This window comes from Amycolatopsis sp. NPDC031561 (genome assembly GCF_055580625.1).
On record NZ_JBVILA010000006.1, the window covers coordinates 31,872 to 57,487 of the forward strand.

The 25,616-nt window shown below is 64.4% G+C and carries 19 protein-coding genes and 1 pseudogene; 8 read left to right on the plus strand and 12 right to left on the minus strand.

Translation table 11 applies throughout. The features are described from left to right. Positions 1–59: 59 nt before the first annotated feature. The gene (locus ACZ5IK_RS16040; protein WP_465488356.1) at positions 60–881 is read right to left on the minus strand and encodes a hypothetical protein; all 822 of its coding nucleotides are present in this window, start codon (positions 879–881) and stop codon (positions 60–62) included. Between the two features lie 751 nt (positions 882–1,632). Here ACZ5IK_RS16040 and ACZ5IK_RS16045 point away from each other — a divergent pair. The 3 genes from ACZ5IK_RS16045 to ACZ5IK_RS16055 all read left to right on the plus strand — a co-directional run bounded on the left by ACZ5IK_RS16045 (position 1,633) and on the right by ACZ5IK_RS16055 (position 4,137). Then, positions 1,633–1,737 carry a hypothetical protein gene (locus ACZ5IK_RS16045; protein ID WP_465488357.1) on the plus strand — a complete coding sequence of 35 codons (105 nt, stop codon included), beginning with the start codon at positions 1,633–1,635 and terminating at the stop codon, positions 1,735–1,737. A 138-nt stretch (positions 1,738–1,875) separates the two neighbouring features. Then, entirely contained in the window at positions 1,876–3,666 is a 1,791-nt protein-coding gene (locus ACZ5IK_RS16050) for a DNA/RNA helicase domain-containing protein (RefSeq protein ID WP_465488358.1), read from the plus strand. 117 nt (positions 3,667–3,783) lie between these two features. Further along, positions 3,784–4,137 carry a hypothetical protein gene (locus ACZ5IK_RS16055; RefSeq protein ID WP_465488359.1) on the plus strand — a complete coding sequence of 118 codons (354 nt, stop codon included), beginning with the start codon at positions 3,784–3,786 and terminating at the stop codon, positions 4,135–4,137. A 1,002-nt stretch (positions 4,138–5,139) separates the two neighbouring features. On the opposite strand, the gene ACZ5IK_RS16060 is transcribed toward ACZ5IK_RS16055, so the two are convergent. The 3 genes and pseudogenes from ACZ5IK_RS16060 to ACZ5IK_RS16070 all read right to left on the minus strand — a co-directional run bounded on the left by ACZ5IK_RS16060 (position 5,140) and on the right by ACZ5IK_RS16070 (position 8,336). Further along, positions 5,140–6,138, minus strand: coding sequence for a hypothetical protein (locus tag ACZ5IK_RS16060; RefSeq protein ID WP_465488360.1), 999 nt, complete (start codon positions 6,136–6,138; stop codon positions 5,140–5,142). 799 nt (positions 6,139–6,937) lie between these two features. After that, positions 6,938–7,306, minus strand: a complete 369-nt coding sequence (locus ACZ5IK_RS16065; RefSeq protein WP_465488361.1) for a nucleotide pyrophosphohydrolase — start codon at positions 7,304–7,306, stop codon at positions 6,938–6,940. Between the two features lie 16 nt (positions 7,307–7,322). Then, a pseudogene (locus ACZ5IK_RS16070) lies at positions 7,323–8,336 on the minus strand (MrcB family domain-containing protein). Between the two features lie 344 nt (positions 8,337–8,680). Between ACZ5IK_RS16070 and ACZ5IK_RS16075 the strand changes: the two are divergent. Together ACZ5IK_RS16075 and ACZ5IK_RS16080 are read left to right on the plus strand one after the other, a co-directional pair. Further along, on the plus strand, positions 8,681–9,025 hold the full coding sequence (locus ACZ5IK_RS16075; protein ID WP_465488362.1) for a hypothetical protein: 345 nt from the start codon (positions 8,681–8,683) through the stop codon (positions 9,023–9,025). Positions 9,026–9,889: 864 nt separating this feature from the next. Next, on the plus strand, positions 9,890–12,202 hold the full coding sequence (locus ACZ5IK_RS16080; protein ID WP_465488363.1) for an ATP-binding protein: 2,313 nt from the start codon (positions 9,890–9,892) through the stop codon (positions 12,200–12,202). An 11-nt stretch (positions 12,203–12,213) separates the two neighbouring features. Here the strand turns inward: ACZ5IK_RS16080 and ACZ5IK_RS16085 are convergent, their stop codons facing one another. Then, entirely contained in the window at positions 12,214–13,182 is a 969-nt protein-coding gene (locus tag ACZ5IK_RS16085; protein ID WP_465488364.1) for a HesA/MoeB/ThiF family protein, read from the minus strand. 581 nt (positions 13,183–13,763) lie between these two features. Here ACZ5IK_RS16085 and ACZ5IK_RS16090 point away from each other — a divergent pair. The 3 genes from ACZ5IK_RS16090 to ACZ5IK_RS16100 all read left to right on the plus strand — a co-directional run bounded on the left by ACZ5IK_RS16090 (position 13,764) and on the right by ACZ5IK_RS16100 (position 18,053). Then, a complete protein-coding gene (locus ACZ5IK_RS16090; protein ID WP_465488365.1) occupies positions 13,764–17,057 on the plus strand; it encodes an AfsR/SARP family transcriptional regulator in 3,294 nt (1,097 codons plus the stop codon). A 334-nt stretch (positions 17,058–17,391) separates the two neighbouring features. Then, positions 17,392–17,826, plus strand: a complete 435-nt coding sequence (locus ACZ5IK_RS16095) for a hypothetical protein (RefSeq protein ID WP_465488515.1) — start codon at positions 17,392–17,394, stop codon at positions 17,824–17,826. Further along, positions 17,712–18,053, plus strand: a complete 342-nt coding sequence (locus ACZ5IK_RS16100; RefSeq protein WP_465488508.1) for a type I restriction enzyme endonuclease domain-containing protein — start codon at positions 17,712–17,714, stop codon at positions 18,051–18,053. The genes ACZ5IK_RS16095 and ACZ5IK_RS16100 overlap by 115 nt, the downstream gene beginning before the upstream one ends. Positions 18,054–19,290: 1,237 nt before the next feature. Here ACZ5IK_RS16100 and ACZ5IK_RS16105 read toward each other — a convergent pair. The 7 genes from ACZ5IK_RS16105 to ACZ5IK_RS16135 are packed head-to-tail and all read right to left on the minus strand — an operon-like array spanning position 19,291 to position 25,613. Continuing rightward, the gene (locus ACZ5IK_RS16105; RefSeq protein ID WP_465488366.1) at positions 19,291–20,490 is read right to left on the minus strand and encodes a cytochrome P450; all 1,200 of its coding nucleotides are present in this window, start codon (positions 20,488–20,490) and stop codon (positions 19,291–19,293) included. A 16-nt stretch (positions 20,491–20,506) separates the two neighbouring features. After that, positions 20,507–21,364, minus strand: coding sequence for an acyl-ACP desaturase (locus tag ACZ5IK_RS16110; RefSeq protein ID WP_465488367.1), 858 nt, complete (start codon positions 21,362–21,364; stop codon positions 20,507–20,509). Continuing rightward, positions 21,361–22,230, minus strand: a complete 870-nt coding sequence (locus ACZ5IK_RS16115; protein ID WP_465488368.1) for an SAM-dependent methyltransferase — start codon at positions 22,228–22,230, stop codon at positions 21,361–21,363. Before ACZ5IK_RS16115 ends, ACZ5IK_RS16110 begins: the two co-directional genes overlap by 4 nt. Continuing rightward, complete coding sequence (locus ACZ5IK_RS16120; protein ID WP_395882574.1) at positions 22,227–22,502, minus strand: acyl carrier protein; 276 nt, start codon at positions 22,500–22,502, stop codon at positions 22,227–22,229. The genes ACZ5IK_RS16115 and ACZ5IK_RS16120 overlap by 4 nt, the downstream gene beginning before the upstream one ends. After that, positions 22,499–23,029 carry a PaaI family thioesterase gene (locus ACZ5IK_RS16125; RefSeq protein ID WP_465488369.1) on the minus strand — a complete coding sequence of 177 codons (531 nt, stop codon included), beginning with the start codon at positions 23,027–23,029 and terminating at the stop codon, positions 22,499–22,501. The genes ACZ5IK_RS16120 and ACZ5IK_RS16125 overlap by 4 nt, the downstream gene beginning before the upstream one ends. Further along, on the minus strand, positions 23,026–23,895 hold the full coding sequence (locus ACZ5IK_RS16130) for a ferritin-like domain-containing protein (protein ID WP_465488370.1): 870 nt from the start codon (positions 23,893–23,895) through the stop codon (positions 23,026–23,028). The genes ACZ5IK_RS16125 and ACZ5IK_RS16130 overlap by 4 nt, the downstream gene beginning before the upstream one ends. Next, positions 23,892–25,613: an AMP-binding protein gene (locus tag ACZ5IK_RS16135; protein ID WP_465488371.1), complete on the minus strand. Its 1,722-nt coding sequence runs from the start codon at positions 25,611–25,613 to the stop codon at positions 23,892–23,894. The genes ACZ5IK_RS16130 and ACZ5IK_RS16135 overlap by 4 nt, the downstream gene beginning before the upstream one ends. Between the last annotated feature and the right edge of the window lie 3 nt (positions 25,614–25,616).

Consider the following 25,616-nt stretch of genomic DNA (forward strand, 5'->3'; position numbering starts at 1 on the left):
TCTGCGGGACACCGACTCATCGGGTGGGTCGCATGGTACGCAGGCTCGCGTGGCAAGGGTTAATCGCCGGGAGGGACTAATGGAGCCTGACGAGATCCTGGATCGAGAGCTCGAGGAAGTCCTGGGCACCGCGGCGCCCGCCCTTCGCGACTGGGCCCTCTCACCTCCTTGAATGTCCTCGCCCGCCAATCCGAGGCGATAAGCTCTGTCGAGTGATCATTTGAGGTCGTCCCATGTCTAGGCTGCAGCAGGGGTCGTGTCTGGTTCGCGTCCGAAACGGAACCGGTTCTTGTGGTCGCCGGAGCCAGGAAGACGTCGAACTCGCCCGCTGCGGGCAGGCGCCTGATCAGCGCGGCGATCTGCTCGTCGGCTTCCGCGTTGCGCAACTGCTCCAGCAGCGGGCGCACCGTGAATGACTCGCCGAGGGCGCTCTCAGTGGCGGCGCGCCGGGCTAGCACGGCCACCTGTTCGTGGGCGCCCAGCGCGCGCAGCTGTTTCACCACCGCGGCTACCCAGTCCAGCCTGTCCAGGGGGATCTCACTGGCGGCGCGCTCGCCCAGCGCCTCGGCCTGTTCGTGGGCGCCGATCGTGGTCAGCTGCTCCAGTAGCTCGGACACATCGAGCGGGAAGCTAAGGGAGACCTGGGATGCAGGGTCGCGGGCGAGCACTGCCGCGACGTGCTCGTCAGCGCCCGCCTCGCACAACAGCATCAGCAACTCGGTCACGTTGTACGGCTCGATGAGCGGAGTCTCGTCGGCGACGCGCTGACTCAGCGCCTCGGCCTGTTCATGGGCACCCAGCGCGCGCAGCTGTCGCAGCAGTGGTGGCACGTACTCCGGGACTTCCACGGACACGTGACTGGCGGGACCGCGAGCGAGCACCGCAGCTACCTGCTCGTCAGCGCCACGCCGACCAGCTGCTCCAGCAGCATGGCCAGGTAGTCCGGGTCGTCAGGGACCACCTGGGCGGCAGGGTCGCGAGCCACGAGCAGTGCGAGGAGGTGTACCCCTTCGACACCATCATCCAGTCCTTACGCGGCGATACTGACGCCGTGCAGGCGCTCGGAAACCAGATCGCCTTCCACGGCCAGCACGTAGCGGAAGACTCCCGCGAAATGGCCAGTGCTCTCTCGCCGTGGCGCCAGTTGATCGCCGCCGACAGGCGGTTCGTGCCCGGTGCCGCTCTGCGATCAGCCGGACGATGGTCGTTTGTAACCGCCATCCCCGACAGCATCTGGGCCGAGCTGACCCTGGCGTCCCTTCGCATCACCGCCGGCAGTAGACCTCATCATCGAAGTCGCCGATCGATGTGCCACCGCGGAAGTAACCGAAGCCACGCTTGAACTCTTTCGGTTACTCCTCGAAAACGACACACCCCGGGAACGCGGACATGTCGCCCTCCGAGCCCGCGAAACCCTGGCCGCGAACCCACACGCCTTGAACAGCAGGGATGGCCGGGCCCTTGACCGCCGGCTCACCGAACTTGGGTTTCCGGCGCCGCCGGACGACACTGTTTGAGCCTCGCCCATCAGCCACGCACCTGTTCTGTTGCCGGTTACTCCACCGCTCGCGCCAGACGAGACCTGCGGTCCCGGGACCCGTGACTGTTCAAGGGTCCCCCACCATGCCTCAGGTGCCCGAAGCTGCGGTGTTCGGCGTGCCGGCCTCGAGGTACGGCCAGCGCCTGGTCGCCCATGTCGTGGTGGACCAGGCACGCCGCTGGACACCGCAGCCGTGAGCAAGGTTGTGAAACACGAGTCAACCCGCTTCCGTGGTAAAGTCCAGCCAGACATACAACCATCTGGCTTCCGCTCGCGGACACGCCAACCTGTATGGAGACACCGTGACGCACGAATGTCCCGGCGCCGTCCCCGTCGTGAGGACGGAGCAGAGCGCTTTTGCACAGCCCCTTGCGGAGCTGGCTGCCCACCCCAGCGCGCACTCCCATTCGGACACATACGTCCGATCTTTCGCAGCGGATCTCACCAAAGCTGGACTCGGCGAGATCGAAGCACTGGCTAGCTTCCGCCTTCCTTACACGAGCGCCGAGTTCGACCTCCTGCTAGCGGGCGTCCACCCCCAGACCGGGGAAAACGCCTACGTCGCGATCGAGATCAAGGGCTGGCTGGCGGCGCAGCCAGAGCATGCCAGCGGCGTTCTCGCGAAGAGTCCCGCGGGCCTGCGCCGCACGATCCACCCCGTGGCCCAGCTCGACAAGATGATCACCTACTTCCGGGAACGCACGGTCGCACTCGACCACCCGATCAGCGGGCTGGTCTGGTTTCCGCAAGCCCGCGACGCAGACGTATGTTCTCTGCTCAAGTTCGAGAGCTCAGAAGGCACCCGGGTCTTCACACCCGAAAGCCGGGCGGAGATGGCCGACTTCCTCCGCACCCGGCTCGCGCCAGATCCGAGCCGGCGCGTCGTTGAAACGCTCTCCTCCAGGCCGGTGCGCGAGCCACGCCCTCTTCTGGTGGCGGCCGCGAGCGAGTTCAAGAACCGCGATGAGTTCGTCCTCCTCGGCAACCAAGAGCTCGCGCGCTCGACTGCGCTCGAGGCGACCGAAAGTGGCGCGAACGAGACCCTGATCGTCTCTGGGAGGCCAGCCACTGGCAAGAGCACGGTCGCCATCTCCCTGCTCGCGGAACTCGCACGGCGCGGGTACTCGGTCGCCCACGCGACGGGGTCGCGCCCGGCGACTTCGACCTGGCGGAAATTGATCGGCACCGGGAACCCCGGGACAAAAGTGCGAGGCCTCTTCACCTACTTCAACAGCTATTCGGGGGCGGAGCCGGGCAGCCTCGACGTCCTGATCTGCGACGAGGCACACCGCGTCAGAGACACCTCCGCGACCCGCTACACCCGGCGAGACCAGCGAACTGGAGTTCCGCAGGTAGTCGAACTAATCCGGGCGGCAAGGGTGTCGGTGTTCTTCCTCGACCCGGAGCAGGCCCTGCGCCCCGGAGAGATCGGCACGGAAGAGCTGATCGCGTCCGCTGCGGCGGACAACGGCCGCACCGTCCGCCTCATCACGCTCGACGAGCATTTCGGGGCGGACGGGAGCAGCGAATACCTCGCGTGGACACGCCTACTGCTGGACGAGCACCGGCGCGCTCTGCCGATCTGGACCGGCGGCCGGGAGTTCACCGTCGAAATCGCCAGCACACCCGAGGAAATGGAAGCCCGGATCAGACAGCAGGAAATCGACGGCACCGCCCGGATCGTCGCGGGGCTGTGCTGGCCGTGGCACGAGGCCAAACCTGGCGAGGACCTCCCGCTCGACGTCCGGATCGGTGACTGGGAGCGGCCCTGGAGCGTCAAAGGCGACCGCGGAGTGAACGGTGCACCATCGAGCAGCCACTGGGCCAGCGATCCGGCCGGGATCGGCCAGATCGGCTCGGTCTACAACGTCCAGGGTTTCGAATTCGATTGGACCGGCGTCATCCTCGGGCCTGACCTGGTGTGGCGCACCGATCGTTGGGTCGCGCGTCGCTCAGGGAATGCAGACTCCGGCCTCCATCGCATGGACGACCAGGCTTTCGACAAGCACGTCCGACGGACGTACGGCGTACTCCTGAGTCGAAGCCGCAAGGGCACGATCATCTATTCGACGGACCCGGAAACACGACACATGCTGCATAAGATCGTTCCCTCGAAAGCACACTGACCAGCACTCCCAAAGGGAAGGAATCGCCGGACGAACCCTCACCGCATCACCGTCACTCAGAAACGGCTTCGGGCTTCCGCATCGCGGACATGCCCTCACACGTTCTGGAGAACACCTGTGGATTTCCGTCCCAACGGCGTCCCCGGCACCGGGGCCCCCGCTTCCTCGTCGACCGGCCCAGGCGGAGAAATCCGGCCATCTAAACGGATAGCGCCGCCTTCGAGCAAGGTGTGCTGGATCCTCGACGACGACGATCGAACCAAACGCGCGCGCGAACTCCTCATCCCGTTATGCGTCACCGCCGCCATCCTCACAGCCCTGGTTTCGGGAAGTCTGTTGCTCATCGGACTGCTCAATCCCGGATTCTGGGGCACCCTCGCGACCCTCGCCGGCGTCGCAGGTACCGGTGGAGCGTCCTGGACGCTCGCCAGGAAATGGTGGACCCGCCGCAACGGGAGCAACGACATCTAGGCCCGGGCGGGGTGGCCCCGGTTCGTTTCGGAACCGCCACCCCGCCCGATATCCGGCGACGTCTTGAGGAGATCTTCAAGCAGACCGCGGAAACCCGGCAGCGACGCCACCAGTCGAAAGTAGCGTCGCCTCGTCGGCACTAGCCCGGCATGACCCATGGTCCAGCGAGGCGTGAAGTCGAGCGCTTCTCGACACTGGTGGGCCCGAATTGCCGATGTCGCCGCCGTGAGCGTGGGATTGGGCGTCCTGGGGAGCATGCCAGCGCTCACCGCCGACTTCAGTACGGTACATCGACGGCAGCTTGGCGGGGACCGAACGGGAACACTTGGTGCTACGCCTACTGGCATGCAGGGTCCAAACTTCGGCCCCAGCGCTGACCAGGCGTTTGCTGCTGCGGTGGGCTCGCACCGAGCCCGCACGACCCGCAGATGTCGCTCACCTGTGATCAGCAGCCAGTCGGTGACCTCGGTTCTCACGGTGCGGCTAAGCCGCTCAGCAAAACCGTTCACCAAAGGACAGACCCTCGCAATCGCTGTCCAACAGCGGAACGACCCACACGTTGTCCGCGGCTGGCAACCACCCGCGACCTCGTCAAAGGGTCGCTTGAACTCGGTTCTTGGCAACTTCACGACGAGCCATCGACCAGCGCGCTGGAATCGCGCATGCATCGCGACGGCACCCCGGCGTTTGTAATACAACAACCTGCGATCATAGATACGGTCGAGAAGACAGTGGCGCCTTACACCCAGACGCAGCTATGGCCTGTCGCAGGAATACCGGAACGCGGCGCGGGCAAATTCGGACGCCTAACGCCTTGAGCTCCAGCAAAATCACGCGCATCCAAGAATTACTCGACCAGCCCGACAGCACCGTCGACTCGGTCGCCAGCCTCTTCGGCGTCAGCTGTCGAACGATCTACCGCTGCGTCCTGAGACATCCGACGAAAGCCGGTAAAGATTCAGCGCCATAAACCGCCGAAGCCATACTGGCGAATCCGCAGGTCTACTCAGGGGATTCCGGCCAGGGACCGAAGTGGTGGACAAGCTGCGATAGCAGCGACGATTGTTCGCCGCCGCTATTCCACCGCCTGCGCCAGTGGTCTTCTCGCGCGGCGCACTGCTGGGGCGGGAGCGGTGTTACGAGAACGCCGAAGTCGGTGGCTTCGAGGCGTTGTCGGGCCTGGTGTTCCCAATGTTGCCCGAGGATGTGGCGGACCTCGCGGTGAAATGCGGTGTCTGCGATAAGGGAGATGACGATGGCGATGTCGAGTCTTCCTGGAAAAGTGCGGCCGAACCGGGCCCGCAGCTCGTCGGATACGGGCGTGTCGAACCAGTTAGCAGGGGGCGATATCTGCAGAATTGTGTCCGCTGCGTAGAGGAGATAGACGAGTTCGGTGGTGGTGACGCTCTCGAGGATCGCTATTCTGTCTGCTGCGGGCGTGAAATTCACCTCGAGGAAGTCCAGCAGCAGGTCCACGGAATCGTCGTGAGCATATCCAAGTTCAAGCAGTGTCTGGCGAAGCAGTCCGCGTCCAACTGCGGGGACACCGAGGTAGCTGGCGACAAGAAAATGCTCGTGAACGTTGCGTTTGTGGCCGACTACATAGGAAACCTGATCGAGTAAGGGATGCCCGCGCTGCGGAGAGAACGACATGCGAAGTGGGCTGGACACGTCAGCAGCACGCCCGTAGGCGGCGTCCTCGTTGAGGGCGAGGAGATCAGTTTCCGTGATCAGCGCGGCCAGGCTGATGCGCAGTGGCCGAGTCGCGATCACCTGTGGGACCTCGTAATGTCCGACAAGAGCGAGCGCGGCGTGCGCTAACACGCTGGTGGGCCTGGGATCTACTGCGGAGGCGACGGTGATCGCGCAGGCGACCGCATCCGGGGCGAGCTCGGATGTGGTGCCTCGTCCCCTGCCCAGGGAGCGACGAATGTTCTTCGGTATCAACCCGGCTTGTCGCCAGCGTTCGAGCTGGTAGGGCGACATCTCAAGCCGAAGCACCCGCACTGCTACGATGAGCGCCTGGTCTGCACTGCTGACCGTTCCCCTTGCCACTACTGGAGCTCACGACCCCGCGAATTTATCTGCATACTTTACAACCCCGCAACATTATCCGTAACACTGCGGCGCGGTCTGCTGAGCTTATCGGCAAGCACACGGCAGCCGGTTGACCTGCGGTTGTCGACCATCGGATGAGCGGGGATGCGAAGGACATGTGGTTGGCGATCACGGCGACGGTCGGTGTCGCCGCGGGCCTTGTGGCCCTGGGGATGATCTTGAAGGGATCAACGCCGGATCAACGGCCTGCGTTGCTGACGGCGCTTGCTGACGTTCTTCGCGCCTGGCGTAGCCCACAGCAATCCGCGCCACAAGACGAGCCGCCGGTGTTGGGTTCGGAACGGGGATTCGACGAAACGCGCTCGGCGACGTGGTTGATTCGTCGCGGGGACCCTGGTTTCCGATCTCGCGTAGCCGCTAGGGTGCGGACCAATCGGTACCGGGGGATGGTCATTGGCGGTGGTATTCCTGCGGCGGCCGCGACGTGCCCTCCGGGCAAGAACACGGAAACGCACCCCGGCAGCCAACCCCTCCGACAAGTATGGGGAGAAGGCCTGCGTCGCCAGCCTGAGCCTTGGACCTCGTCGGTGACCGCAGCGAGCTCCACCAGGACTGTTTCGATAGCGTCTCGGTTCACGCCCTTCCCGCCTGTCTTCGACGAAACAGCCTATCTGTTCGATCCCGTCGGCTCACGGTGAACCGCCAACTCGAGTGACAGAGCACAATACAACCTCGATTACCGTCAGCAGTCTCCATCCGTCGGCAGACGGTCGTATTTGTCGGCAGTGCCTCGGGCGAGGTGTACTGGGTAGCGTTGTTCGTTTAGGCGGATCTTTTCCTGCATCGCGGCCGTGAGGTCGATGTCGAGGACGTCGGCGAGGCGGATGAGGTAGGACAGCACATCGGCGATCTCGTGGCGGACCTGCGTCGCGGTCTGCGGATCCTCCATGATGGCCTCAGCTTCCTCAGGCGTGAGCCACTGGAAAAGCGTGACGAGTTCGCCGGCTTCACCGGCGAGTGCCATCGCTAGGTTCTTCGGTGTGTGGAACTGGCGCCACTCGCGTTGGTCCACGAACTCGGCAAGGGCGGCACGCAGGTCCTGCAAGGACACAGGGGTGGCTCCCTCGCTATGCGGCGCCGGTAGGTGCGAGACCGGCCGCGTGCGCTGTCGGCGAGCCGATCCAGTGATCGTCGTCCTGCCACACGCTAGCGATCTGCAGCTCCTCGAGCAGCTCGATGCACGCCTCACCGACCGGCTCGTTGAACAACGCGAGCATGCGCACACCATCGGGCTTCGGGCACACGAACTTGCGATACATCAGCAGCTGACCGATAGCCTCACGCACGGCGTTGACGCCGTTGCCTTTCCGCACGATCTTGGCTTCGATCAGCCATTCGTCGTCGCCGCGGGTCGCCACGAGGTCACGGGGATGCACCCGGGTATTGGCGTCGAAACCGGTCGCGATCAGGTGCTCGCCATACTCTTTGACCAAAGTTTCATGTTTGCGTGACTTGCGGATGGTACGCCCGGTGATGGTCTGGACGTAGTCGTCGCTGTTTTTGGGTTTGAACTCCGCCTGCGACTCCGGCTTCGGCTGCGGGCCCGGTGAGACGATCACTGCGGGGTTGCTCACTGCAAGGCCGTCCCGCACATCGATCGCGACCTGGTAGAGCCGGATGAACCGCTGCAAATCGGCTCGCAACTCCTGCTCGGAAGGCATGCTGGCGATCGGGTAGGTCCGAGCCACGATGCTGCCGGCCTCGTAATCGCGCGGAAGCTGGCTGGTGCTGTGGAGATCGATCGTCTCCGCCAGCCCCGTGATCAACGAGCGCTCGAGACGCTCACGGATCGCGGCGGACTGGTCCGCAAGACGACCACGTGCCTTACTCCCCCACTGCTTTCGTGCGTCGGTGACGCCCTAGTTGAGGCTCAGCGAGACCGTCGACATGTCCGCGGCGAACAGGTACACAACGTACAGACCACGAGTTGCGGTCTCGGTTTCGTCCGGGTCGAACACCGCGATCCACGGGACGTAGGCACCCTGGCCCATACCGCCCCGGCCCACGATCGTGTAGCCACGCGCCAGCGACGCCAACGCGGTGCCGGCCGAGCGCAGCAGCACCTGTGCTGCACTGTCCATGCTGGCGTTGCGGTCATAGTTCTTCGCAACCTGCGTGATCAACGTTCCGAGATCCACAACATCCTCCCCGAGATTCACCTCGCACCGTATCGCGGGTCACCGACATGATCGAACAACCTCCGAGTTCATCCAGATGTCCCGGCGGGACATCTGAATGACCACTGCGTCCGTTGCTGCGCGACCAACACCGTCTGGCCCCCGCGGCCACGGCCGGGTCAGCATGCCCATCTGTCCCCTGCCGTTGCGGCTCTTCCCCCTGTGGTCTGGCGAGCGGCGGAGGACCGCGGGAAGCGATCGGGCACACTGACCATCATGGTGGGGACCTCAGAGGGCCAGGGGTCACGGTGGTGATCTCGGCGCTGGCCGGCGCCGGCGGGATCGGAAGGACCTGGTTAGCGCTGCGCTGGGCCGATCAGAACGCGGAGCGTTTCCCAGACGGGCAACTGTTCGTCGACCTGCGCGGCTTCGATCCCAGCGACGACCTCATGCCAGCGCACGAAGCGATCCGCGGCTTCCTCGACGCCCTCGGTGTCGCCCCGGACAACATCCCCGCCGAGCGGTCGGCGCAGGTCGGGCTCTACCGCAGCCTGGTCGCCACGCGGCAGATGCTGATCGTGCTCGACAACGCCCGCGACAGGTTCCTCAGCGCGGCGTTGTGCGCGTCCCCGGCTTCGCGGCGCCAGTCGTAGTCGACGCGGCACTCCGGAGAGCGGGTGACTGTAGCGAACGCCCACAGATGCCCGTGCCTTTCAGCCATTTGTTCGCGATCTTGCGGTGGCTGACCGACGCGCTGTCACCCGAGTCCAACGTTAGTGGCGCGGCTCCAGGGACTACCGCCACCAACGGGAGGGTCTTGTTGGGTACACAATCGCCAGCGCTCAAACTGTGCGAACTTTTGCAACACGACGAGCGATGGTGGCTCGGCCGTTACCTTGCCACCGATACTCGAGCTGGCCAGGTTAGCGCAGCGGCGTTTTGTTGGTGTGCAGCCGAAACGGCTCAGTGCCGGTCTCGAGGATGGACGCGTCGAAAGTCAAGGGATCGACGATCGCCGCGCAGAGCCAACCCAGGTCAAAGCTGGTGCGAGACTGGGCTCCTGGTTCGCGTAGCCCGGTTCATGCTCCCAGATCGAGCACGTCCAACCCGTTTTCCGCACAACCAGCGGCCACGTGCGCCGACGCCTGAGCGAAAGCATTCGACAGCACGATCAGGATGACCGGCGAGGCCGTGGTCTACTTCCGCGGCATGCGCGCCTGAGCTATCGAGTCGACAAACAGCTGCGTCTACTCTGCGGTGTCGAGGAAGAGACCTTTCAGCTGGTCCGGGAAGGACGATCGTACTGATCCGACAGCGGCGTCGGATCAGCTGGTTCTCGACCGTGAAGACGAGCTGGACGGCCACCTACACAGCAGACGGCCCTTGCTTTCCCGGTGTCCCCGCCGATGGTCCCCGGCTGGTTCTGGATCTGGTCATATGCTTCGCGAGGATGCCGACAAGATGTTACCGCCAGCGGCGGACTGCGGACAGCACAAGAGCTCCAGCACAATGGTTGGATGGAGGAGACCGAAAGAGCCCCGAAACGGCATCGGTGGATGGCCTGGCTTCTGCTGGTTGTAGTTGGCGTCGGCCTCTTCGCGACAGGTTGGGCCCTGCGCAGCGCGGACGGCTTGCAAACAGCCGCGAACATGGCTCAAGTGGTTTCGCTGATCTTCGCTGTTCCTGCGGTACTCGGCCTAGTCTGGCAACTCCACAAAACCGGCTCAAGATCAGAAACAAGCAGCTCCATGCCAACGCGGGCGGCCGGCGACCGTGGCAGCCAAGCCAGCACATCCGCTACCGAGGCACCGGAAGTACCGCGCCAGGTTCCACTGGGGATCAGGGACTTCACGGGCCAGGAGAAGCACTTGGCCATGTTGGACGCAGCTGTCGCCACCCCTACGGCATCAGCGAGTGTCGTCGTGGTCGTCGGCATGGGCGGTGTTGGCAAGACCACCTTGGTGGTTCACTGGGCTCACCTGGTCAAAGAGAGATTTTCTGGCGGAACCCTCTACGTCAACCTGCGTGGTTACGGGCCCAGCGCTCCTCTGCAGCCGGCCATGGTGATCACCTCGTTCCTCGATGCGCTCGGCGTGCCGGACGACAAGATTCCGGCCGAGCCTGAGGCAATGGAGGCCTTCTACCGGTCGGTCCTGTCCCAGCGGCATATTCTCTTGGTGCTGGACAACGCATTCGACGCTGAGCAGGTACGCCCCTTACTGCCCGGTGCTGGCGGCTCAGTCGCGATCGTCACCAGCCGCAACGCACTCACCGAGTTGCTTGTCACCGAAGCAGCCCACCGCGTGCACGTCGAACTACTCGCCGAGCCGGAGTCAGAGCTCCTGCTGCGCGAAATCGTAGGTTCCGACAGGCTCGACACGGAGCCTGGAGCAACCGCCGACCTCGTTCAGGTGTGCGCTGGCTTGCCGCTGGCGATCAGGGTCGCCGCCACCAGGATCGCAGCGCGCCCGAACCTTCCGCTGGCCGACGTCGTCTCGGACATCAGGGAGAGCAACCACCCGGACCGCGAAAGCCGCTTCACCGACAGCGGAGTTGTCGCGGCGATGGTGCGGTCCGTGTTCGAATGGTCCTACCAGCAGTTGACTGACTGCCAGGCACTCGTGTTCCGCAGGCTAGGTTTACACCCAGGGCCCGAGTTCGGTGTCCACGCGGCCGCCGTGCTCAGTGATCTCGAGCCATCAGTTGTGCACCATCTTCTCGAGTCGCTCGTCGATCTTCACTTGATCGAACCCGCCGGACGCAGGCGCTATCGCGCTCATGACCTGCTGCATACCTTTGCCAGGCGTCGTGGCACGGAGGACGAGACCGCCGAAGATCTTCGAGTAGCCCTCACGAACCTCTTGGGCTGGTACGCGTGCACAGCGCAGCAAGCAGATAAGACGGCCTTCGCCGACCTACCGGGGCTACCTGAGCAACTGCGTCAAGTCGGCAGACATGTCACATTTACGGACCGGGTCGGTGCCGTCGATTGGCTGCGCACCGAGGCCACGAACCTGATCTCCGCGACCCGCTGCGCGAACGAAAACGACCAGCCGAGACTCGCTGTTACCTTGGCCGCCTCCGCCCGTTTCCTCAATTCACGAGGCCGCGCTCAGGGCGAGCTGCATCTCGAAATCACTGCCCTCGGCTTGGTATCAGCCCGGGCCTGCGGAGATCTGCTGGTAGAGGCCCAGCTGCTCGCGATGCGCGGGGACACGAAAGAGTATCTGGGCGCATTTGACGAAGCCGACGCCGACTATCAGGCTGTCTTCGTGATCGCGGAGCGCCTCGAAGACTCATACTTCCAGTTCTCCGCTCTCGCTGGCATGGGCCGCGTGCGACTGCGTTCCGGGCGCCTCGACGAGGCCCTTCAGCTTTACCTGCAGGCTCTCGCACCAGCGCAGCGGGCCGATGACTGCCGGGCAGAGGCCGTGGTGCACGCCAACTTGAGCCAGCTCCACACACAGCTGAGCAACTTCGACGAAGCCCTGGCTCACGCTGGGCAAGAACTCGTACTGCGCAGGCGAGGCGACGACCGGCTCGGCGAGGCATACGCGCTGTACGACGCGGCACTCGCCTGGCAAGGCCTTGACAATCACCGAACCGCCATCGCGCTGTGCGACCGTGCGGCGGGAATCTATCGAGAGCTCGGTGACATCAGCGATGATCTAGGCGGAATCGTGCTGGCACTGGCGACTTCACAAGAGCACGTGGGAGACATAGTGGGGGCGGCCGATAGCCTCCGCGAGGCGCTGACCATCCTCACCCAACTGGAGGACCCGCGAGCCGAGCAGGTACAGGGCCGGCTCGCGGTTTTGGAGAGCCGGTGACCAGATTCCCTTCACAAAGCCACGTCAGGCGGCATGGCGCAGGTCAGACATTGTGGATGTGGCATGCCGACGCTTGTTGCGACCTTGTGCTCCATGGTCACGAGGTTGACCCGGTACTCCCGGTTGACAGCCAGGTCCGGTACCCCGGTGAGCACGCTCATCGCGAAGTGCGCCACATACTGGCCGGCACCACCGGCCGTCACAGCGTTCGTCGGATGGGAAGTGGGGTCATCACCGCGCTCCAACGCGGTCAGCGAGACGCCTGCAAGCCGTTCTCGTTCAGCCGCGTAGGCGCAGTCATGGCACGGTCCCGGCACTCCTGGCCGGTACACCCCGATGTTGAGCTGCGGGCCTTGGTAACCGCCATGCACCCACGCCGTCCCGGTGAGCCGGCATGCCTTGTTCGCCCACGAGCGGATGGTGCCCGGTTCGTCTGCGGTGAGCACCACGAGGTCGAACCGGGCTGACAAGGCGACCAGGTCCGCGGGCCCAGTCACGGTCTTCTCTTCTCCCGTGATACTGATGGTGGAGTTGTGGCTCCGCAGTCGCTCAACCGCCACCTCGACTTTCGACCGGCCCTCATCCTGCTCTGTGAACAGAACCTGCCGGTTGAAATTGCTCAGCTCGACGACATCATGATCCACACAATGCAGTTCCCCGACACCGGAGAGAGCGAGCGACAGCGCGGCGGTGCCGCCGACGCCGCCCACTCCGACGATGACGACACGTGCTTGCCGCAGCTTCAGCTGGATATCCCAGCTCGACTCCCGCGGATGCGGGTCCATCCACCGCCACAACGGCATGCCTCGGCTGTAGCGCTCGAGTTCATCCGCGGTCAGCTCCGGGGGCGGGTACGCTGCCGCGTCTTCGAGATAGCCCGCGAGGTCGAGCTTCTCGATGTCACTGGCGGTTTCCAGCACCACCTCGATCACCGGACTCGCGGGAAAACGGTGGACCATCTCGGCGACGATCCGGTCCACCGTCCGTGTCCCGTCGAGGAGTCCTAGCAGCTCCCACGCCCAGCCTCGCGGGTCGGGGATCTTCGCGCCGATCGCCGGAACAATGCCGCCGATCTGAACGACCGTGGTGTCGAATCGGACCGGCAGGTGCTCCCGTTTGATGACCGGCCGAAACCGAGGACCCCTACTGAACATCGTTAACCTCCCTGTGTTTGCCCTTGGCTGAATGTGAACTGTTCGTCAATCTCTTCGAACTCGATCACGCTCGCCACCTCCCTCCGCGCAGTCGGGGGAAGAACATCCGAGGTGTCAAGCAACTCCGGGGACATGGCCCGCTGTCAGGCTCGGGCCGGTGGAATCGCGGTGGCACCATGTCGCCTCCTGGTTGTTGGTCGCATCCAGCACCACCTTCCCGCCGCCGAACCGACAACTCCGGGGACAAGGTCGCCGACAAAACCCCGACAAACGTGGTCCGTTCGGGTGATTCAGAGCGAGAATCTGTCTCTCGTGCCTGAATGCCGTCGCCGCATGCAGACCGCCCCCGGACGATCATGCAAGATCGATGCCACGGGCCGCGGCCACGCGCCCCAGGGAGGCTGCACATGCGCATTGTTCTGCTCGGCAAGGTGCAGGTCGAAGGCAAGGCCGGCTCTTGCAAGGTGAATTGGTCCGCTGGCGCCTGCGCGCTGGTCACGCTGGCCCTTCAACCCGGCAGGCCGGTTTCGCTCAGCACTTTGACGACTCAGGCATTCGGCAGCGCAGGCTCGCGTAACACCACCAAGGACTACCTGGACCGCCTCAGAAGAATCCTCAGGGAGGCGGCCGGGGATGCCCCCCAACCCCTCAAATACGACGCGGATGTCGAGATGTACACGCTTGACCTCGACAAACGGCAAATCGACTATCACCGGTTCAACGAACTGGCCGCCGCGGCTCGGCGAGCGGGCGATCGAGCGCTCTACGAAGAAGCACTGTCACTGTGGCCCCCGGACTCGTTGGCTCTTGCGAGCCTTCTCCGCTACCCGTGGGCAGCGGCTAAGAGCGCGGAACTTCAAGCTGAACGGCGCGACATACATCTCGAGCTGCTGCGGTTACGCAATGAGGATGGAGACTACCAACACGTCTACGACACGCTTTCCGGCCTACTCGACCATGTCACGCCGAACGACGCCGTCCTGCGTCTCGGAGCCGAATCTCTTGCCTTCGGCGGTTACCACGCCGAAATCACAAATTGGTCATCACGAGTCATCAATCTCATGAATATCACCTCGCAGACACCGCCAGTCGAAGAAACACTGCAATATCTGGATCGACTCAAAACTGGGCAGTTCGCGAAGCCAGCCGAGCAGCCGCTCGAGGTGCAACACACGTCCACCCAAAGTGTCCTGCCACCCAAACCTCCCCGAAGTGCTCCCACCTTGTCCTCCGCTGGCGACGTAGCACTCAGACGGGCAACCGAACAACTGGCCGATGCCACCCAAGTCCAGTGGCAGCGAGAAGAGAATCACCGGAGGATCAACGACCCTGCTCCTCTCACCGTTCGCTGGCATGCAGCGCCCGACGAATTGTCCGACCACGAAGCCAACATCCTCGGTACCGATCAGCAGACAGGCCGAGGACCTTTGCAGCTCGCAGGTGCCCTTGACGAGATCACCGACATCTACCGGGCAGTGCCATCCGGCCGTCTTGTGATTCTCGGCCAAGCTGGCTCTGGAAAGACGACCTTGACCGTCCGGCTCGCGCTCGGTCTGCTCGCCACGCGAGAGCACTCTCCTCTCGTACCGGTCATCTTCAACCTGGCTTCGTGGAACCCGACTTCAATGGCATTTCACGAGTGGTTGGCCAAGGAGCTCATCCGCGACCACCCCGCAATGGCCACCAAGGACTCGTCCGGCACACGTTTGGCGACCACGTTGATCAACGCCAATCTGATCTTGCCGATTCTGGACGGCTTCGACGAGATCGCCGATGGCCTCTATCGCCCGGCGCTGGAGGCACTCAACAGCACCAGGATGCGACTGGTGCTGACGAGCAGGCAAGGCGAGTACGCCGGAGCCGTAAGTGCAACCGACGTCCTTACCCGTGCCGCGGTAATCCAGCTCGACGACCTGACACTCGACGACTTATGCGGATACCTTCCAAGCACGACCCGATCTGCGATCTGGACCCCCGTCCTGCACCGGCTCGCACATGATCATGAGGACCCGGTAGTCCAGAACCTGCGAGCCGTCCTCACCACGCCACTCATGGTCGGGCTGGCTCGCGCCATCTACAGCGACACTCCCGACTACGATCCCAACGAGCTGCTCGACCAGAGAAAGTTCCCCACCGAAGGAGCACTCGAAAGTCATCTTCTCGAAGTTTTCGTACCGGCGCTCTACAGGCAGGGACTGTACACGGGACGACAACCTCGCTGGCAAGCCGACAGGGCTCACGATTGGCTCGTTTTCCTGGCGAAACACCTGAACCGAACGAAGACGACCAACATGGCATGGTGGCGGCTAACCGACTTGTTTCCGCGGTTCTACAGCGGAGCGGTCATCGGTGTCTGCACGAGCGCGATGATCGGAGCGGCGAGCATCTTCATTCTTCCTTCGACAGAGTTTTCCCTATTGGCAATAAGCTTGGTCGTACTGATTATTGCCATAACAATCACGGCAAGCTTGACCGCCGGAAGACGGCCAGCCTCCGGAGTACTAGTTTCCATTTTTATCGGGATACTGCTCCCAGTCACGGTCGGCCTAGCAGTGGCTAACCAACAACCACTCCGATACCTCAAGGTGACCTACGTAGCAGGAACCGCATTACTAGTCGCCATAACTTACAAACTCGCCAAGGGCATCACCGTCAAGCCGTCGAGATTTCAACTGAAACGACCACAGCTAGAAAACACAAGAAGAAAACTGGCATTTCTGATTTCGGGCGCAACTCTTGCTGCGGCAGCCCTCTCATACCGTGACTTAATGGGAAAATTAGACGTAGAATCAAAGCCGCAAGCCTACCTGCTAATCGGTTCCACTGCTGCACTCATAGCACTCATCGTCGGACATTTATCTGGATTCAAGGTAGTATTTTCCTACAAAAGGGTAGCAGAAAGTCAGGCAATAGCACTGGCCGCCTGGATAGTATCCTTGACATTTGGCACACTCTGGACAAAGGGCGTCAAACTAGGCAACCTGGAAGACCTTCCTCTATTTTCAGTGATCGCGCTACTTGTCACGATTGCCGTGCCGAAAACCTTCAAAAAGGAACAGCACGAAACGCAGCCGGAAATCCGCCTTGGAACATTTCGAAGACACCTCAAGTTCGCCATCTCCGGCGCCATCATCGCTTCCATCTTGGTTTATTTACCCGACAGCTTACTCTGGCAAGATTCAAGCAAGAAAAGCGCCGATCTTAATTCGCTAGACCTCCGAATTGCCCCCGTCATGGGAGGGCTCATCGGAGTGACCACAGGTCTACTGGTTAGCTTATTCAAGGTCGCTACAGGTTTCGAGCGAACAGTCGACATCCGAACCGCGGCCTCTCCACGCAAACTCCTACAAGAAGACCGGCTCAACACACTCTTGCAATCATTGTTCCTTGCGATCATTGCAGGCCTGATCGTCCGCTTCATGTCGGCACCCGCCTTGTTAAGCACCTCGCTCTACTTCGCAGCCTGGTTCGGCCTCGTGAACATGTTCCCAGGAAAAGCTTGGGGGCGCTGGGCCATCTTTGCCCGCTTCTGGCTGCCAATCACCGGCAGACTCCCCTGGCGCTTACTGGATTTCCTGGAGGACGCACACAGCCGTGGCATACTTCGACAAACGGGTGCGACATATCAGTTCAGACACGTTAGACTCCAAGAAAGCCTTGCGGCCGAACCTGCGAACCCCCACTCCGGCCGCCTGACGTAACCTACCCGAATAGAGCAAGGCCTTCCCGCTCTCAGGGGCCGAGCATTGACACGACTGCGCAGATCAAGGCACTCTTAAATCCATAATCACATGAACGGAAAGGTGCTCAAATGATATGGGACAAGCCAGAACCCACTGCGCCAGACAAAGACAAGTCGACTTCACCGCCACCCTCACCCAAACCGACCAAGCCACAGGATGATCCGAATCTTGAGATTATCAAGCGCGAAAAACCGGTCTGAGGCGGCTGCCGGTCGCGGTATTGGATGGCGAATTTCGGTGCACGGCAGCGGCAGACCGCGCAAATCCCGTGCTCTAAGGACATCGAGCGCATGTGTACACCGCACTCGTCGCGGAATCCACCGGCGCCGCGGATACCGTCGACATCTACAAGGCCGCAGGCATGCCGAAGCCGTCGCTATCCGACTTCATGCCCGAGTTCCAGCGAAAGACGCAGCAGGCCGACAACCCACACTCGGCCATCGAGGGCGCTGCGGTCGCTGATCAACGAGGAATCCGCCCGCCGTCACCCGGCGCAACCCCGTGCGACGGCGGGCGTTCTCCGAACGCATCATCGAGCTCATGTGCACGTAAACCAACCAGCAACTCACCTCCACCGAGGCCATCGCCAAGCTCGTCGAAATGGCCAAGGAGATCGCTGCGGAAGCCGACCGGGGCCGACACTTCTCACCCCCCGCTGGGCACCGGCAAACTCGCGTTCTACGACGCCATCAGCAGCAACAAGTTCGCAGGCGACCTCCAGGGGTGAGGACGTCCCTAGAGATCGCCCACGAACTCGTCGACGTGATGAAGCGCGACGTCAAGACCAACTGGACCGTCCGTGACGACGTGCGTGCGAAGCTCTGCTCGTCGGTGAAACGGCTCCTGGCCAAGTACAAGTACCCGACGGACAAGCAGCCCGAAGCAATCAAGCTCGTGATCGAGCAGATGGAGACAATGGCGATACGGGATGCGGTGCGCGAGCGGGGTCGTTGATAGGTGATCCGTGACATCTGAGATCTTCGCTGATATGCAGGCGAGACGGTCGGGCCGGCTGCGAGGATCGAGGCAAGGCAGGTACTCAAGGCTATCGACGCTCGTGCCGCGAAGCGGGCACATGACCAAGCCGCCGCTGCGGCGATTTCGCAGGTCCGGCACCTTGACTCCGTTCGGCATGTCCTCCAGATTCGCGCCGGTAACCACCCGCGGACATGCGGTTCGGTGGTCGGCGTCGTGCAGCGATAAGCCCGGACATCGCTACCAGACAGTCAGCACAATGTCGCCGCAGTGCCACCCACTGCTGCGAGGGCAGCTCCTACCCGTTCGGGCGCCGCCGCCCGACCACAGCAAACCTGGCGTTCACGTAGAGCCACTCTTTCGGTTTCCGTCGGACGACAGGCGGTATCCGTCGCGTCGGATCTTTGCTTTGGCAGACTTCACAGCGAGGGGAAAGCCGCTGACCAGTATGTTCAGGTTCGTATACTGGATTGTTGGGTGCAACCAACAAGATGCGAACCTACTGGCAGTGGCTCCGGACAATCGGATTGTCGCCGAAGTCTGCAGCTCACTCGGGACACGGTTTCGTGCGGATACTGTTCGAATCGCCTCCGGAGCCTCGAACGCACACGACACGCTGGCGCTTCATCGTCAAGCAGAGCTATGGTCGGTCGCATGAATACGCATCCTGCGCAGGGATGCAACGAACAGGTGTTCGAGTCCCCCCTCGGACACGCGTACTAACCCTTCGGGGTGAGCGGATGGTCACATCGACCATCCGCTCTTTCGCGTTATAGACCAGTTCCAGGCCGATCTCGTCGTACAGCTCTTGCAGCCGGGCCGGGCTTGCGCTGATGACCTGCCGTCCGGCGTCGGCCAGCGAGTCGACCAGCGCCTCGACGTCCGCTCTCCCCAGCTCTGAACCAGCTGGAGTCCTCGCCAGCTCCTCTGTGCCGCGTCGCGTTCCTCCCTCGCGCGGTTCAACGGTTCAATCAGGGCTTCCAGGTCGGCACCGGCCTCGATCGCCTGTGTAAGCCTCGCCAATCGGGTCTTGGCTTGGGTCAGCCGCTACTGCACAGAGAGTTGATCTGGGGGCGAGAGAGGTAGGCGTGCCGGTTAAAGAGCAGGGCTGGGGCGGGCGGAAGATTGCGTGTGCGGGTTAAAGAGCACGCGAGGGGCAGACAGAGGTTGCGCGCCGCTTTAAAGAAGCCCCGCCACCCCACAGAACACCCTCCCCCTACCGCTTAAGCATCAACGGAAAACTCTCCAACCCCCGAAAGCTCACATTCCCCCGCCAGCGCAACTCCCCCTCATCCACCATCTCAATCCCCCGATACCTCCCCAGCAATTCCCGCAACACCGTCGCCGCTTCCATCTTCCCCAGCGCCGCACCCAAGCAATAATGCGGCCCACCACTGAACGCCAGATTCTTCACCGCGCCCCGCGTAACATCCAACCGATCCGGTTCCGGATACCGCTCCGGGTCCCGACAAGCCGCACCGAACAACAACATCGCCTTGGACCCCGCCGGCAACACCGCCTCGCCAAGCCCCACCGGCTCGTCCAGCAGCCGCGACACGATCTGCACCGGAGCGTCGTACCTCGTCAGCTCATCCATCGCAGCGGGGATCAAGTCCGGATTCGACCGCAGCAGCTTCAACTGGTCCGGGTGGCGCAAGAGCGCGAGCAACCCGTTCCCGATCAGGTTCACCGTAGTCTCATGACCGGCCACGAACAGAAACAGGATGTTCGCAATGATCTCGTGGTCATTCAGGCGTACGCCGTCCACCTCAGCGTGGGCCAGCAGCGACAGAATGTCCTCCCGGGGTTCGGCCCGGCGCCGGTCCAGCTCCTCCTTGACGTATTCCCGGAACTCCGTCTCCGCCCGGTTCATCTCCGCCGAGTCCTCGACGGAGATCGCCGGGTCGATCACCCGGCTGATCTGTTCGGTCCACAGGCGGAACTGGTCCCGATGCTCCGTCGGGAGACCCAGCAAATCGCAGGTGACCGTGACCGGCAGCGGCAAGGCCAGGTCGGCGATCAAGTCTGCGGGCCCCTCGCCGACGGCGTCGAGGAGGCGGTTGGTCTCCGCCGCCACCCTCGGGCGGAGGCGGTCTACCGCGGCGCGGGTGAAGACTTTCCCGATCACCGCGCGGATCCGCCGGTGCGCGGGGCCGTCCAGCATCAGCATCCAGCTTCGCACGCTGGTCACCAGCGGGCTGTCCGGGCCGCCCCGCCGTTCGGTCCAGCTCTGGCTCCGGTAGAACTCGCTGGACACGCCGGACGCGGACAGCACGGCATCCACGTCGGCGTAGCGCGAGAGCACCCAGAACCCGAAGTCCGACTGGTGCACGGGATCGGTCTCCCGCAGCTTCCGGTACACCGGGTACGGATCGGTGCGCACCGCGGGGTCGCGGGGGTCGAACAGTGTGCTCATCTCGTCTCGTCCCTGGTCAGATGGCGCGGATCCGGCGCACGAACTCGGTCAGGTCCGCGGCGGAGGCCCGGCCGCTCTCGCCGGCGAAGCCGGTGACCAGCCGCACCAGCGCGTCGTAGGCCTCGGTGTGGTCGTACGACGTGGCGTCGGCGACCTTCATCGACCACCGCCAATAGCCCTTGAGCGTGTCGGCCAGCGGCATCCGGAACGTGGCCAGCACGTCCTTCAGGTCCGCCACCGTCGCGCCGAGTCCGTGTCGCTCGACGTAGGCGCCGACGAGTTCGCTGTAGAACGCGAAGTGCCGGGCTTCGTCACGGGCCAGCCGGTGCAGCAGATCGCGCAGTACCGGCTCCGCGGCGACCGCCTTGAACCGCTGGTAGAACAGCTGCGTCGCCTTCTCCTGCACCAGTGTGTAGGTGAACGCCTGCACCGGCGTTTCATAGGGCAGCGCGAACTTCTTCCGCCCCTCCTGCGCCAGCTCCCGCATCAGCGTGTCCGGATCGCTGATGCCCGCCTCGATCTGGTACCTGGTCAGCACCGAGGCGTGCCGCTCCTCGTCATTGGCCCAGGAGATCAGGAACCGGAAGTACTCCCGGTTGAAGCAGAACTCCTCGATGGCCTGATCGCCGCCGGAGACCGGGAACGCTTCGAGGAAATACGTGAGGTACCCGGGAATGTGGTCCTCGATGAAGGTGATGAACCGGACCACCGAGCTGTCGGTCTCGGTCAGCTCCTCCGGGCGCAGCGCGTCCCACGCCAGATCGTCGACCGACCACTGCCGGGCGCCCGCGCGGCTGACCGCGAAGCCGGCCAGCCGCCGCATCTCCTCCGGCGGCAGTCCCGCACGAATGCCGGGCTCCGCGGCCGGGTTCATCGCACCTCCGTCGGGCCCATGCGCGATTTGACCGCGGTGAACGCGTAGTGCTTGGTGGTGTAGCCCCAGCCCGCGTTCGCCGTCTGCAGGTATCGGACCAGCGGTTCGCTCATGCCGGGCGCGACCTCTTCGACGCGTTCGCGCCGGGCGTGCACGCGTTCCTCCCACTGCTCGATCGTGCGGTGGTAGTGCGCGGTCAGGTCGGTCAGCCCGGCGAGGCTGAACCCCGCCGCCTCCATCGCCTCCACCAGCACCGACGCGGGCACCATGTCGGCGAAGCCGAAAATGCTGTCGGTGACGTGCACGGTGCCGGGCCGCCGGGAGAACTCGCGGTAGGTCTCGTGGTCGCGGAAACAGCTTTCCGACACGTACAGCGACCCGTTCCGCCGCAGCAGCCCGCGAACCTTGCGCAGCACGTCGGTCCGGTCGGGCATGTGCACGATCGAGCCCAGCATGGTCACCGCGTCGAACGGCCCGGGGACCTCGACGCCGGTGAAAGTCCCGGGCACCAGCGTGACCAGTTCGGAGACGCCCATTTCCGCCGCGCGCGCCCGGATGAAGTCCGCCTGCGGTCCGGACGGCGTCACGCCGGTCACGCGGCAGTCGTATTCCTGTGCCATGAACAGCAGCAGGCTTCCCCAGCCGCAGCCGATGTCGAGCAGCCGCTCCCCGCCGCGCAGGCCGAGTTCGCGCGCGACGAAGCGCAGTTTGTTCGTCTGCGCGTCGTCGAGGTCGGTGTGCTCGGCGTCGTACAGCCCGGAGCTGTACTTCAACCGCTGGTCCAAATAGAGCGCGAACAGCTCCGGCGGCAGCTCGTAATGCTGGTTCGTCGCGTCGCGCGCCTGCTGCGGGGTCGTCGCGGTCATGACCCCGCCAACTCGTCTCCGATGCCCTTCCGCACCAGCTCGACCAGTTCGTCGACGGTCTTGACCGCGAAGATCTGCTCGTCCTCGAACTCGACGTCCCACCGGCGTTCCAGTTTGGACACCACGCGCAGCATCTTCATCGAGTCCGCGCCGGGCAGGTCCCGCAGGACGTCGTCGGCGGCGATGTCGGCGGCCGGGATCTTCAGCTCCCCGGCGAGGGTCTCGGCGGTCGCGGCCGCGATCTCCTCGCGGGTGATCGTGTCGGTGCTCATGATTCTCCTGTTCCGTGGTCGAAATAGTGGCTGACGCGGCCGAACGCGGCCTCGTCCAGATCCATCAGGTCCTTCGCCTGTTCGGAGCGAATCGGCTGGAAGGTGCCGCGCGCCATCACGTGCACCTCGCCGTCCGGTCCGGTGATCTCGGCTTCGGTGTGCAGCACGCCGTTGCCCCGTCCGGCGATCCGCGCGGCCGTCGTGTACGGCACGTCGACGCGCAGCGGCAGCAGCATCCGGCTGCTCAGGCTCACCGAGAACGCGAGCATGCCGTGCACCAGCGCGAGAGTGTCGCCCATGACCTCGTCCAGCAGCACGTGCACGATGCCGCCGTGCACGATCCCCGGGTAGGACGCGTAGTCCGGCGAAAACACTGTCACCGCACCAAATTCGCCGTTCGGCAGCTTCCGCATCCGCAGTTTGAGGCCGACCGGGTTGCGCGGCCCGCAGCCGAAGCAGTTGAACGACGGTTCGGCGTGCCAGGGGAATTCGATCTCGTCCCCCGGCAGAGACGACGCGACGGTCATACCTCGGCCGCCTCGGCCTTGATCGACTCCTCGGCGATCGCGCGCCGGACGTCGGCCATTTTCGTCAGCTTGTACCCGGTGATCGTGGAGAAGTACTTGAACAGCTGCTCGCAGCACTTCGCCCACTCTGCGCCGTCCTCGTCGACCTCGGCGAAGTAGGCGAACATCTCGTCGATGGTCTCGTGGCCCTCCAGCTCGGGCAGGTTGCCCTTGAAGCGGCTCACCGGGTGGCGGTACAGGTCGCGGGTGGTGCCCATGTAGATGTAGAGGGTCTCGACCACCGAAGCGAGTTCTTCGGGCCGCTCGGCCAGCTGCTGCGCCGTGTAGTACACGAATTCGCGCGCGTGCCGGGCTTCGTCGCCGCTCGCTTTGCGCAGGATCTCCGCCAGCACCGGCTCTTCCATGCTGCGCGCCACGCACTTGTAGGCGTGGGTGGCGAGCACCTCGCAGATCACGTTGGTGGCCAAGGTCGCCGCTCGGGTGACGCCCGGCGGGTACGCCTCGCGCATCGACGCGATGGTGCGGTGCTCGATGCTGTGGCCCGCCAGCTGCAACCAGGTCTGGAACGCGAGGTGGTGCTGGATCTCCTGGTAGCCCCAGATGCAGGTGAACTGCGAGAAGTCGTAGTCCATGCCGAACTCGTTGAGCAGCCCGTGCGTCGCGGCGACCACATTGGACTCGCCGATGATCGCGCCCTTGGCGAAGACCACGTGCTCGGGTCGCACCGCCTGCGGGGTGAACTCCTGCCACGGGATGTGGTGCATTTCCCAGGTGGCGTGCTGGTATTCGGCGAAGATGCGGGCACTGTGCATCTGCTCGTCGGCGAGCAGGGGCACGCCGGCCCGCGAAGTCGTCCTGGTGTTCACACTCGTTCTCCTTGCGCGTCGGGTGCGGTCTCGGAAACGTCGGCCCGGTCCTCGGCGCCCGCAGTGCCCCCAGCGCCCTCGGCGAGGAGCCGCGCGGCCAGGACCCGCTGCCATTTCCCGCTGGTGGTGCGCGGGATCCAGCGCGGTTTGACGGGGTAGACCGCCACCCGCGGCAGGTCCACCTCGGCGGCGATCAGCCGACGGACCGCCTCGCTGACCGTGGCGGCGTCTTCGGCGGTCTCGACGATCACGCCGATCCGTTCGCCGCCTTCGTCGTCGGTGTCAGCGAAGGCGACGCACCGGCCGCGGTAGATCCCGGGCACGGTCCGGGCGACGGTCTCGACGTCGTCGGGGAAGAAGTTCTGGCCGTGCACCACGACCATCTCCTTGCGCCGCCCGGTGACGTACAGCTCGCCGTCCCATTCGAAGCCGAGGTCGCCGGTGCGGAACCAGCCGGAGTCGAACGCCGCGGCGGTCGCTTCGGGGTCCCGGAAGTAGCCGGTGGTCACCGCTTCGCCGGTGATCTGGATTTCGCCCAGTTCGCCGTCGGCGGCGACGGCGCCGTCGTCGCGCATCACCCGCAGCTCGATGCCGTGCACCGCGCGGCCGACCGAAACCACCGGCTTGGCCGCGCCCGCGGATTCGGGCACCGGACGCGCGAGGCCGGTGCCGCTGAGCTCCTGGCGGTCCACCGCGCGGATCTGCGGGAGGGAACCCGGGCTGGGGTAGCTGATCGACAGGGTGGCTTCGGCCATCCCGTACACCGGGTACATCACCGACGGGTCCACGCCGCCGGGCGCGAAGGCTTCGGCGAACCGGCGGACGGTCGCCGCGCTGACCGGTTCCGCGCCGTTGAAGGCCAGCCGCCAGCTGGAGAGGTCCATGGCTGCCAGCCGCTCGGCGGGGACGCGGTCGACGAGGTAGTCATAGGAGAAGTTGGGGCCGGTCATCACGGTGCCGCGGTGCTCGGCGAAGTGCGCCAGCACCGCTTCCGGGCGCCGCAGGAAGGTGGTCGGCGCGAAGACGTGCACGTCCGCGCCGTTCAGCCAGTGCGACTGGAGCCCGATCAGTCCCATGTCGTGGAAGGTCGGCACCCACTGGAGGAACACGTCGTCGGGGCTGAACGCGCCGGAGACCACGCAGGCCCGGAGTCCGGCCATGGTGGTGGCATGCGGCAGCATCACGCCCTTGGGCAGGCTCGTGCTGCCCGAGGTGAACTGCACGACGGCCAGCGAGTCCGGTTCGACGGTCGGCAGCGAGCGCGCGTCGCCGGTGCCGTGCGGGTCCGGCGGCGGCACCAGCGCCACGCCGGTGCCGAGTTCCCGCAGCGCCTCGCCGAGTTCGGCGTAGGCGGGGTCGAGCACGAGGTTGCGCATGCCCGCGGCGGTCACGATGCGGGCCAGCCGCCGCGCGGTGTTGGGCACGTCCGCGAATCCGGCCTGCACCGGCAGCACGCTCACCGCGGCCCCGGCGCGCCAGAGGCCGAAGATCGTGGTGAAGAAGCGGGCCGCGGTCGGCACCAGCACGCCGACCACGTCGCCGGGGCGCACCCCGGCGCGGAGGAACTCGTGCGCGGCGGCGGTGGCGGCGAGGTCCAGTTCGGCGGCGGTGATCCCGTCGCCCGCGGTGGGGAACCTGGCGTGCGCCTCGGGGGTCGATTTCGCCAGCAGGGCAAGGCTTTCGCCAAGGGTGTGCCCGGCCAGCCGGGCGGTTCGCATGGG

Coding starts and splice junctions, on each gene's coding strand:
- ACZ5IK_RS16135 (WP_465488371.1), bottom strand. CDS start 25,613: ATGCGAACCGCCCGGCTGGCCGGGCACACCCTTGGCGAAAGCCTTGCC.
- ACZ5IK_RS16120 (WP_395882574.1), bottom strand. CDS start 22,502: ATGAGCACCGACACGATCACCCGCGAGGAGATCGCGGCCGCGACCGCC.
- ACZ5IK_RS16080 (WP_465488363.1), top strand. CDS start 9,890: ATGGAGGAGACCGAAAGAGCCCCGAAACGGCATCGGTGGATGGCCTGG.
- ACZ5IK_RS16125 (WP_465488369.1), bottom strand. CDS start 23,029: ATGACCGTCGCGTCGTCTCTGCCGGGGGACGAGATCGAATTCCCCTGG.
- ACZ5IK_RS16090 (WP_465488365.1), top strand. CDS start 13,764: ATGCGCATTGTTCTGCTCGGCAAGGTGCAGGTCGAAGGCAAGGCCGGC.
- ACZ5IK_RS16110 (WP_465488367.1), bottom strand. CDS start 21,364: ATGAACCCGGCCGCGGAGCCCGGCATTCGTGCGGGACTGCCGCCGGAG.
- ACZ5IK_RS16115 (WP_465488368.1), bottom strand. CDS start 22,230: ATGACCGCGACGACCCCGCAGCAGGCGCGCGACGCGACGAACCAGCAT.
- ACZ5IK_RS16105 (WP_465488366.1), bottom strand. CDS start 20,490: ATGAGCACACTGTTCGACCCCCGCGACCCCGCGGTGCGCACCGATCCG.